13 protein-coding genes and 2 tRNA genes are annotated in these 9,359 nt (G+C 62.4%); 12 read left to right on the forward strand and 3 right to left on the reverse strand.

Going from position 1 to position 9,359, the window contains the following annotated elements; all coding sequences use genetic code 11:
- Positions 1 to 124: 124 nt before the first annotated feature.
- Positions 125 to 583 (reverse strand): hypothetical protein, encoded by a 459-nt coding sequence (locus tag NKH50_RS16265; protein ID WP_352879813.1) that lies wholly within the window; start codon positions 581 to 583, stop codon positions 125 to 127.
- 17 nt (positions 584 to 600) lie between these two features.
- Here NKH50_RS16265 and NKH50_RS16270 point away from each other — a divergent pair, with 17 nt between their 5' ends.
- Complete coding sequence (locus tag NKH50_RS16270; protein ID WP_352879815.1) at positions 601 to 1,194, forward strand: SOS response-associated peptidase; 594 nt, start codon at positions 601 to 603, stop codon at positions 1,192 to 1,194.
- Between the two features lie 92 nt (positions 1,195 to 1,286).
- Here the strand turns inward: NKH50_RS16270 and NKH50_RS16275 are convergent, their stop codons facing one another.
- Positions 1,287 to 1,832 (reverse strand): group I truncated hemoglobin, encoded by a 546-nt coding sequence (locus tag NKH50_RS16275; protein WP_352508632.1) that lies wholly within the window; start codon positions 1,830 to 1,832, stop codon positions 1,287 to 1,289.
- A 135-nt stretch (positions 1,833 to 1,967) separates the two neighbouring features.
- Here NKH50_RS16275 and NKH50_RS16280 point away from each other — a divergent pair, with 135 nt between their 5' ends.
- Positions 1,968 to 2,150: a hypothetical protein gene (locus tag NKH50_RS16280; RefSeq protein ID WP_352879817.1), complete on the forward strand. Its 183-nt coding sequence runs from the start codon at positions 1,968 to 1,970 to the stop codon at positions 2,148 to 2,150.
- Between the two features lie 848 nt (positions 2,151 to 2,998).
- Here the strand turns inward: NKH50_RS16280 and NKH50_RS16285 are convergent.
- A tRNA-Thr gene (locus tag NKH50_RS16285) sits at positions 2,999 to 3,073 on the reverse strand.
- 173 nt (positions 3,074 to 3,246) lie between these two features.
- On the opposite strand from NKH50_RS16285, the gene NKH50_RS16290 reads away from it, so the two are divergent.
- The 10 genes from NKH50_RS16290 to NKH50_RS16335 all read left to right on the forward strand — a co-directional run bounded on the left by NKH50_RS16290 (position 3,247) and on the right by NKH50_RS16335 (position 9,264).
- Positions 3,247 to 3,429: a hypothetical protein gene (locus NKH50_RS16290; RefSeq protein ID WP_023719440.1), complete on the forward strand. Its 183-nt coding sequence runs from the start codon at positions 3,247 to 3,249 to the stop codon at positions 3,427 to 3,429.
- A 159-nt stretch (positions 3,430 to 3,588) separates the two neighbouring features.
- Positions 3,589 to 4,881 (forward strand): UDP-N-acetylglucosamine 1-carboxyvinyltransferase, encoded by a 1,293-nt coding sequence (murA, locus tag NKH50_RS16295; RefSeq protein WP_352879819.1) that lies wholly within the window; start codon positions 3,589 to 3,591, stop codon positions 4,879 to 4,881.
- Between the two features lie 93 nt (positions 4,882 to 4,974).
- Positions 4,975 to 5,406, forward strand: coding sequence for a DUF2948 family protein (locus NKH50_RS16300; RefSeq protein ID WP_352879821.1), 432 nt, complete (start codon positions 4,975 to 4,977; stop codon positions 5,404 to 5,406).
- A gap of 4 nt (positions 5,407 to 5,410) precedes the next feature.
- The gene (hisD, locus tag NKH50_RS16305) at positions 5,411 to 6,703 is read left to right on the forward strand and encodes a histidinol dehydrogenase (RefSeq protein ID WP_352879823.1); all 1,293 of its coding nucleotides are present in this window, start codon (positions 5,411 to 5,413) and stop codon (positions 6,701 to 6,703) included.
- A 2-nt stretch (positions 6,704 to 6,705) separates the two neighbouring features.
- Complete coding sequence (locus NKH50_RS16310; protein WP_352747096.1) at positions 6,706 to 7,191, forward strand: UPF0262 family protein; 486 nt, start codon at positions 6,706 to 6,708, stop codon at positions 7,189 to 7,191.
- Positions 7,192 to 7,249: 58 nt separating this feature from the next.
- Positions 7,250 to 7,660: an arsenate-mycothiol transferase ArsC gene (locus tag NKH50_RS16315; RefSeq protein ID WP_353006212.1), complete on the forward strand. Its 411-nt coding sequence runs from the start codon at positions 7,250 to 7,252 to the stop codon at positions 7,658 to 7,660.
- Positions 7,661 to 7,749: 89 nt separating this feature from the next.
- Positions 7,750 to 7,968 (forward strand): translation initiation factor IF-1, encoded by a 219-nt coding sequence (infA, locus tag NKH50_RS16320; protein ID WP_006200926.1) that lies wholly within the window; start codon positions 7,750 to 7,752, stop codon positions 7,966 to 7,968.
- 25 nt (positions 7,969 to 7,993) lie between these two features.
- Complete coding sequence (locus tag NKH50_RS16325) at positions 7,994 to 8,623, forward strand: Maf-like protein (protein ID WP_352702192.1); 630 nt, start codon at positions 7,994 to 7,996, stop codon at positions 8,621 to 8,623.
- Positions 8,620 to 8,811 carry a DNA gyrase inhibitor YacG gene (yacG, locus tag NKH50_RS16330; RefSeq protein WP_352702195.1) on the forward strand — a complete coding sequence of 64 codons (192 nt, stop codon included), beginning with the start codon at positions 8,620 to 8,622 and terminating at the stop codon, positions 8,809 to 8,811. Before NKH50_RS16325 ends, yacG begins: the two co-directional genes overlap by 4 nt.
- Before the next feature lie 377 nt (positions 8,812 to 9,188).
- A tRNA-Phe gene (locus NKH50_RS16335) sits at positions 9,189 to 9,264 on the forward strand.
- Positions 9,265 to 9,359: the final 95 nt, after the last annotated feature.

A 9,359-nucleotide genomic window follows, 5' to 3' on the forward strand; every position in this document is an offset into this window, starting at 1 on the left:
GGTTCGCGAAACAGGAATTCAAACCGGAGGCGCCCGACGAAAGCTTGGCAAACCAACACTTTGGAAGCATGCGGGCTACTTACCGTGGTGTTGTCCTTTATTCTTACCGTTCTGTTGGCTGGTCTCATCCTTGGCTGAACCCATGCCCTGGCACCGGCGACACTATGCCCGGCAATTGGCGAAGGTTGTGGCCAGTTCGAAGGATTAAACCATTCGTGCTAAGCGTTAATAGCTTGTAGCCATAGGAGAGGACGCCGACGTGGACAAACGGGCTGAAGGAGACAGGGAGAAATTGGCCCGAGGCGAGTTCGAGCTCAAAGCCGAACGATATGGTGTGAACGCCTTTCTTCTCGTTGTCGAGCTTGTAAATCTGCTGGAAAAGCGCGGATTGATCAGCAGCGACGACGTCGCGAAAATAGCCGAGGCCGCCGCACTTGCCGTCGCCGCATCCAGTCAACCCGACGTGAACAGCATCAATCTGTTGCAGACCATCGCTGCCGCACGCCGGCCCGAATAGGCTTATATCAAATCCGCCGGCAATCAGCGCCAACCAAACGCTATGGATTGAACTGATCTCGGTCAAGCGTACGGAGCCTTTCCATGTGCAATGACTACGAGCAGCACGTCGCCTGGGCCGAATACTGCCGGATGATGGAATCGCTGGCGCTCAAAATCGCCAGCCATCAAACCGAACTGGATCTGCCGCAGGCGGATGACATCCACATCAACGATCCCGCGCCTGTAATGCGCGCCGCCGGCGACGCAATCGAACTGGCGTCGATGACGTTCGGCTTTCCCCCGGCCGGGCCAAAAGGCGGACCTGTATTCAACTTTCGCTCGGAGGGCCGGCAGTTCGGCAACAGCAAGCGCTGTCTCGTTCCGGCGTCGGCATTCTTCGAATTCACGGGAACGAAATATCCAAAAACCAAGCACAGGTTCACGCTGAATGGCCATTCGTTCATGGCGATTGCCGGGTTGTGGCGCGAGGGTATCGGCAACAAGCCGCCGACGTTCACGATGCTGACGAGCGAGCCGGGGCCGGACGTGGCGCCATATCACAACCGGCAAGTGGTTGTGCTGCGGCCATCGGACTGGGCGGCCTGGATCCACTTGACGAGGTCCGAGGCTGAACTCCTGCGCCCGTTGCCGGAAGGGTCGCTCAGAGTGGAGACAGCTCGGGCGGGTTCGGAGTAGGAACCATCGGAAAATTGCGCGGTGCGGCTGCGCCGCATAGCCACGGCGCCGCGCCCCATGCTCAGAACGAATGCCCGCGCGATATAAGCGCTTCAGCCCGGCTTGACGTAGCCGGCGGTGACCTCGTCCTTGTGAGCGGCGAAAGCTTCCAGGACTTCGGTTTTCTCAGGCTTCGGAATTTTGAAATGATCCAAGGTCCGCCCGAGTTCCGCTGCGACCTCATCGAATTCCGCGGGGGAAATCCGCAGGTCGCGATGTGCCTCCTCGAGGCCGAGCGGCGTCGTGCCGGGCTTGGTGGCGACGAACTTGAAGGGCCCGCCAGAAACGTCGCAGACCCACAGCGTCCGCATGAACTTGAGGCCGGGCAACCTTTCAAGGTTCTTGGTGTGCCATTTGCGCAATTGTGGGTTCTTGGACTTCTTGCCGACAATCGGGTTCATCACGACGGCGTCGCTGAAATGATCGATCACCGCCGCGATGGCGAACACACCACCCAGGCGCTCATATAGAGTCTTCCCCGATGTGGTTTTCTTAGCCTGGGCGAGTGCGTTGTCGGCAGGCAATACCGACGTCGATGCGGCGGCCAGCGCCAGCCCGGCGACAACACTTCGTCTAGTCAAAGAGGTCGAAATTTTCATCCCTGGTTCCCTTCGAGGTTAGGCCAGAGCAAGCCGCAGCCTGTCTGGCGGGCTTCATGAAGTGACATTCGGACACGTTGCCGTATTTTTAGCATCATCTAATGAACTAACGCACCCTTCGTCCGAATTATTCCGATGGACGGCATTGCTGTGGTCAACATGCGTAAAGGTCGCGCGGATGAGGAAGGCTTAAGCACGCGTCGCCGCGCGCGGCAGCGGTCGCGAAGCCATTTCGGCCGCATCGGCGGCCCGATCGATGTTGTTGCGGGCACCGTAGTGTTCCTGGCCTTGCTGGCGGCGGTCGCCTGCGGCCAATAGCCTGTGCTTTTCGAAGATCGCTAGCTTCTGCGGATAGGTGATCCGCACCTTTGCGTTGCACCCGTCGCATTTGAAGTGCGCGATTGTTCTTAGTGCAGAGCCCTTTCTTACCGCCGGATGCAAGCAATCCGGACATTCGAATGTGAGCGCGACATCTGATAAGTCTTCGGCTAAGCCCATTTCCATCCCCTTCGCAAGCTCGGTGGCTACACTCTGGCGATTCTCAATGAGCAATTCAGATACCAAATGGCTGTGCCAAAGCGGGACTAGGCCAATTCGCCCCAGAACGTTGCGAAGCTAGTGCGCCTTCTCTGTGCCTTTTGAGCCACGAAGAGACCTAACTTCCTCCAGCAGTTCGCGCTCATTGGTAGTCACGTTTCGGAAGATTGCGACAATCATCACCGCTAAGGCTTCGGCAGCCATGCTTAGAGGGTCAATGTGCTCATCTGCGCAAACCTGATCGAACACGCGTTCACAAATAGCCAAATCGTGAGGGCTGAGGCGGGTGCGATTGAAACGCCGGCGCGACATTTGCGACCCTTCGAGGCCGCTGCCCGTGCAAAAGAAGCGGGTCTTCGCAAGAAACGCGAGTCATTGAGCGATTGTTCCCGGCTGCAAGCTTTGTTAAGCCGCTTGCAGCAGGGCAGACTGGAACGCCTTCCCCGCGCGCATCATGGCGCGTGCGAGCGCCGGGAGGTGCGCGTGCAAGACCACTGTTTCGACGAGCTTGTGCGCGTGGCACCCGGCAGATCGCGGGGCGCCATATTTTTCGGCAATCTCGCCAACCGCGCACAATCATCATCGAGCAGGTCAAAGAGGCCTTGGAAGATGCGCCAGCGAAAACAATCTGGTGCTGCGAGAGAGGATTGAACTCTCGACCTCTCCCTTACCAAGGGAGTGCTCTACCACTGAGCTACCGCAGCCGCCGATGGCGGGGCTTCTGCCATATCGAACCGGCAAGCGCAAGGCCAAGACAAGGGGCACAAACGGGGCCGGGTTGAAAGGCCGCACCAGGCGATCGTTGCGGACATGGCCGTGCCACAATGTTGGCTATCCCTTGATCCGCACCGGCGGGTCGCCGGCCGGGGACGGGACGATGAACGACAAGACAATTTCTCCGAACAAGGATGGTCTACCAAAAAAGGCTGGCCGGAAGGACCGGCTGGCCGAGCAGTTGCGTGCCAATCTGCAGAAGCGCAAGGCGCAATCGCGCTCACGGCGAACCGGCGGGGCCGACCAGCGGCCGGACGGGCTGCAGGCGGCAAAGCAGAAGGATTAACGCGAATCGGCTATGTTGGTCGCCGGTATTTTGGCCAAGGTATCGTGGGCCAACGCGGGGAAATAGCCTGTTTCTTGAACCAAGCCGGCCAATGGTCTAGATGGGCCGCAACTGACTCAACCGATTTAAACCGGCTTTTCGGCCGAGGGGACGCTCTTCATGGATCGCATCAGAATTGTCGGCGGCAACAAGCTTGCCGGAAGCATCCCGATCTCGGGCGCGAAAAACGCCGCGCTGCCGCTGATGATCGCCGCGCTTTTGACTGACGACACGCTGACGCTGGAAAACGTGCCGCATCTGGCCGACGTCGAGCAGCTGATCCGCATCCTCGGCAATCACGGCGTCGACTATTCGGTCAATGGCCGCCGCGAAAAGCAGCATGAGGGCTATTCGCGCACCATCAATTTCTCCGCCCGCAACATCGTCGACACGACGGCGCCTTACGAGCTGGTGTCGAAGATGCGGGCGTCGTTCTGGGTGATCGGCCCTCTGCTGGCCCGCATGGGCGAGGCCAAGGTGTCGCTGCCCGGCGGCTGCGCCATCGGCACGCGGCCGGTCGACCTCTTCCTGGAAGGCCTGCAGGCGCTGGGCGCCGATATCGACGTCGACACCGGCTATGTCATCGCCAAGACCAGGAACGGCCGGCTGGTCGGCAACCGCTACGTGTTCCCGAAAGTCTCGGTCGGCGCCACCCATGTGCTGATGATGGCGGCCTCGCTGGCCAAGGGCGAGACGGTGCTCGAAAACGCAGCCCGCGAGCCCGAGATCGTCAACCTTGCCGACTGCCTCAACGCCATGGGTGCGAAGATCTCCGGCGCTGGCACCGCGACCATCACCATCGACGGCGTCGAGGCGCTGTCGGGCGCCCGCGTCAGGGTGATCCCCGACCGTATCGAGACCGGCACCTATGCGATGGCGGTGGCGATGACCGGCGGCGACGTCGTGCTGGAAGGCGCGCGGCCCGACTTGTTGCAGACGGCGCTGGACATCATTTCGCAGACCGGTGCTGAGATCACGCAGACCAATTCCGGCATCCGCGTCAGGCGCAACGGCGCCGGCATTTCGCCGGTCGACGTGGCGACGGCGCCGTTCCCGGCGTTCCCGACCGATCTGCAGGCGCAGTTCATGGGCCTGATGACGATGGCCAAGGGTAAGTCGCGCATCACCGAGACGATCTTCGAAAACCGCTTCATGCACGTCCAGGAGCTCGCCCGGCTCGGCGCCCACATCACGCTGTCCGGCCAGACGGCGATCGTCGACGGCGTGGCGAAGCTGAAGGGCGCGCCTGTCATGGCAACCGACCTTCGCGCCTCGGTGTCGCTGGTCATCGCCGGCCTTGCGGCAGAAGGCGAGACCACGGTCAACCGCGTCTATCATCTCGACCGCGGCTTCGAGCGGCTGGAAGAAAAGCTGTCCGGCTGCGGCGCGGAGATCGAGCGCATTTCGGGCTAGAGCCTTTCCGCAGGGCTTGTGGCGCGGTTGCACGGACCGGAAAGACCGCCTAACAGAAGGCTGAATAGTCCAACCTTCAGGTGTGAAATCCGCATGGCCCTCAAGCTTGTCGCGCTCGACGATCAGGATCTGAGCATCATCTCGGCGCATGTCCAGGATGCCGTCATGAAGGTCAGCGATCTCGAATACCTGCCTTCGGTAAAGCGCTTCGTGCTGACCATGAATCGCTTCGTCTGGGAGGCGAAATCGGGCTTCTTGCGCCAGCACAATGAGCGGCGGCAAGCGGTGCTGCATTTCGACCGGGTGCTCGCCGCCAAGACCAGCGGCATTGCCCGCGACAAACCGGACGAGGTGCTGTCGCTGCTGGCGATCAGCTTTCTCGCGCTAGACAAGCCGGCCGGCATCGTCGAGCTGATCTTTGCGGGAGGCGGCGCCATCATGCTCGATGTCGAATGCATCGAGGCGCGGCTTGCCGATGTCGGCGGTGCCTGGGAAGCGACGTCGCGCCCGGTCCACAGGGTCTGAGCCGATGGCCATCACGCTTCGCCAGTCCGACGCCGATTTCGAGCAGCGCTTTGCCGCGTTCCTGCTGACCAAGCGGGAAGTCTCGGCCGACGTCGACGCCGTGGTGCGCGAGATCATCGCCAAGGTGCGCGCCGACGGCGACGCGGCGCTCGTCGCCTACACGCAGAAATTCGGCGGCGGCGACCTGACAAGGCTCGGCATTGCGGTGTCCAAGGATGACATTGCCAAGGCTTACGATGCAGCCGATCCGCAGACGGTCGAGGCGCTGAAATTCGCCCGCGAGCGCATCCGCGCCCATCACCAGCGGCAGCTGCCGCAGGACGACCGCTACACCGATGCCGCCGGCGTCGAGCTCGGCTCGCGCTGGACGGCGATCGAGGCCGTGGGGCTCTATGTGCCGGGCGGCACGGCGAGCTATCCGAGCTCGGTGCTGATGAACGCGGTGCCGGCCAAGGTCGCCGGCGTCGAGCGCATCGCCATGGTGGTGCCGGCCTCCGGCGGCGACGTGCCGCCGCTGGTGCTGGTGGCAGCGGACCTTGCCGGCGTCTCAGAAATCTACCGCGTCGGTGGCGCCCAGGCGATCGCCGCCCTTGCCTTTGGCACCGAAACGATAAAGCCTGTCGCCAAGATCGTCGGCCCCGGCAATGCCTATGTCGCGGCGGCCAAGCGCCAGGTGTTCGGAACGGTTGGCATCGACATGATCGCCGGGCCCTCGGAAGTGCTGGTTGTGGCGGACGGCAGCAACGATCCGGACTGGATCGCCGCCGACCTGCTCGCCCAGGCCGAGCACGACGTATCGTCGCAGTCGATCCTGATCACCGACGATTCTGCCTTTGGCGAGGCGGTCGAACAGGCGGTGGAGCGGCAGTTGCAGAACCTGCCGCGCGGAGAAACGGCGGCAGCGAGCTGGCGCGATTTCGGCGCGGTGATCCTGGTGCCGACGATCGAGGCGGCACTGCCGCTGGTCGACCGCATCGCCGCCGAACATGTCGAGCTTGCCATCGACGATCCCGAAGCTTTCCTGGCGCGAATGCGCAATGCCGGCGCGGTGTTTCTCGGCCGCCATACGCCGGAAGCCATCGGCGACTATGTCGCCGGCTCCAACCACGTGCTGCCGACAGCGCGCTCGGCGCGCTTCTCGTCCGGACTTTCGGTGCTCGATTTCGTCAAGCGCACTTCGGTCCTGAAGCTCGGGCCGGAGCAGTTGCGGGCGCTGGCGCCGGCGGCGATTACGCTCGCCAAGGCGGAAGGCCTCGATGCGCATGGACGCTCCGTCGGCATCCGGCTGAACATGTAGAAATGTCCGACTACGACCAAACCCGCGCCAGGCTGATCGATGTCGAGCTCGACGAGACGATCGGCCGCTCGACGCCCGATGTCGAGCATGAGCGGGCGGTGGCGATCTTCGACCTGATCGAGGAGAACCGTTTTCAACCGGTCAATGACGATGGCGCCGGGCCGTACCGACTAAAACTGTCGCTGGCCGAATCCCGGCTGGTTTTCGCCGTGACGCGCGAGGACGGCGCAGCCGTGGTCACCCACATCCTGTCGCTGACGCCACTCAGGCGCATCGTCAAGGATTACTACATGATCTGCGAAAGCTATTATGATGCCATCCGAACCGCGACGCCCAGCCATATCGAGGCGATCGACATGGGCCGGCGCGGCCTGCACAATGAAGGCTCGCAAACGCTGATGGACCGGCTTGCCGGCAAGATCGAGATTGACTTCGACACGGCGCGCCGGCTGTTCACGCTGGTTTGCGTGCTGCACTGGCGAGGCTGAGCTGGCCGCCCCGCTGCCCCGCTCGAATCTGCCCCGCTCGATCCTGTTTGTCTGCGGCATGAACGCAGTGCGCTCGCCGATGGCCGAATTGCTGGCACGCAAGGTGCTCCCGCCCACCACCTTCGTTGCCTCGGCCGGGGTGCGCGGCGGGGAACGCGACCCGTTCGTCGATGCCGTACTGGCCGAAGAGGGCCTTTCACTGGGCGAACGGCACCCGAGAACGATGGACGACCTCGAGGACGATTATTTCGACCTGATCGTGACGCTGGCGCCGGAAGCCCACCACACCGCGCTCGAGCTCACCCGTTCGCTGGCCGTCGAAGTCGAATATTGGCCGATGCCCGACCCGACCGGCGTCAGCGGCACGCGCGAGCAGATCATGGCCGCCTATCGCGACGTGCGCGAGCGGCTGAAGGCGCGGATCGGCCGCCGTTTTCTCGGCAACGGGGCTGAAAACGCCGCGGATTAAGCATGTTCACAAGCGGACGTTTATCATATAGGTTCCGCGCAACTTTCCGGCCGGGGCGCTGGAAGTATCCATCCAAGCAAAGGTATCGAATGCCGAAGGAAGAAGTCCTCGAGTTTCCGGGTGTCGTGACAGAACTGCTGCCCAACGCCATGTTCAGGGTCAAGCTCGAAAACGAACATGAAATCATCGCCCATACGGCCGGCCGCATGCGCAAGAACCGCATCCGCGTTCTGACCGGCGACAAGGTCCTGGTCGAGATGACGCCCTACGACCTGACCAAGGGCCGCATCACCTACCGCTTCAAGTAAGTTCAAGGACCCGGCCGGGATCGCGATGGGCATTTTGCAGAAGCTCGTGCTTGCCTCGGGTTCGCCACGCCGGATAGAGCTGCTGCAGCAGGCCGGCATCGAGCCGGACCGTGTGTTGCCGGCTGATGTCGACGAGACGCCGCTGCGTGCCGAGCATCCGCGCTCGCTGGCCAAGCGGTTGGCGACGCAGAAGGCCGAGAAGGCGCTGGCCTCGCTGAAGACCGAGACCGACTACGTGCCGACATTCGTGCTGGCCGCCGACACCGTGGTCGCCGTCGGGCGGCGCATCCTGCCCAAGGCCGAGACGTTCGACGACGCCGCCAACTGCCTCGGGCTTTTGTCCGGCCGTTCGCATCGCGTCTATTCCGGCATCTGCCTGATCACGCCGGGCGGCAAGCAGCGCTTGCGGCTGGTCGAGACCAGGGTGCGTTTCAAGCGGCTGCCGCGCGAGGAGATCGAGGCCTACATCGCATCCGGAGAATGGCGCGGCAAGGCCGGCGGCTATGGCGTCCAGGGGCTTGCCGGCGCCTTCGTCGTCAAGCTTGTCGGCTCCTACACGAACGTCGTCGGCCTGCCTCTCTACGAGACGGTGGCGCTGCTCAGCGGCGAAGGCTTCAAGGTGCACGCCAACTGGCTGTCGGGTGCACGGATATGAGCTCGGACGACAAGGTCACGCCGCTGCGTCCCAAGCGGCCCTGCCCGGAATGCGGCAAACCATCGGCGCGCGAAACCTATCCGTTCTGCTCGACGCGCTGCAAGGACATCGACCTCAACCGCTGGCTGAAGGGGGTCTACGTCATCCCGGGCCGCGACGACGAGGATGAGAACGACGACCAGAAATAGCACCGTCCACCTGCGGTTTTCCACAGGCTTGGGACGGTTTCGCAGCCGCGATCGTGACCGATGATCGGCCTTGCGGACTGCCTGTCGCTTCCCGACTGAAATCAATGTCCAGAACTTGTTCCATCCGGGCGCTGTCGGACGGAACTGGTTCTGGCGTTTTGCCTGAGCATAATCTTTTCCGAAAACCGGATTCCACTTTTCGGGATCATGCTTTTTGTCTGAGCATAATCTTTGTTCCGAAAACCGGATTCCACTTTTCGGGATCATGCTCTAAGCGCTGGACAGGCCGAATTCCCGTGCTATAACCCACGCGCTTTCAAGGGGTGCCGACGGCGCTTTCATGAACCCGGTGTGCAGATTGCCGCCCGCCGGACCAGGCCCAGATAGCTCAGTTGGTAGAGCAGCGGACTGAAAATCCGCGTGTCGGTGGTTCGAATCCGCCTCTGGGCACCATCCACCTCCGGGTACGACCCGGAGACATGGGTAACAGAATGTACCTAAGACATGGGTGACAACCTCGTGCCGAACGGGTTGTCGATGGTCTGCAA

The organism is Mesorhizobium sp. M1027 (assembly GCF_040318745.1).
Lineage (GTDB): Bacteria > Pseudomonadota > Alphaproteobacteria > Rhizobiales > Rhizobiaceae > Mesorhizobium.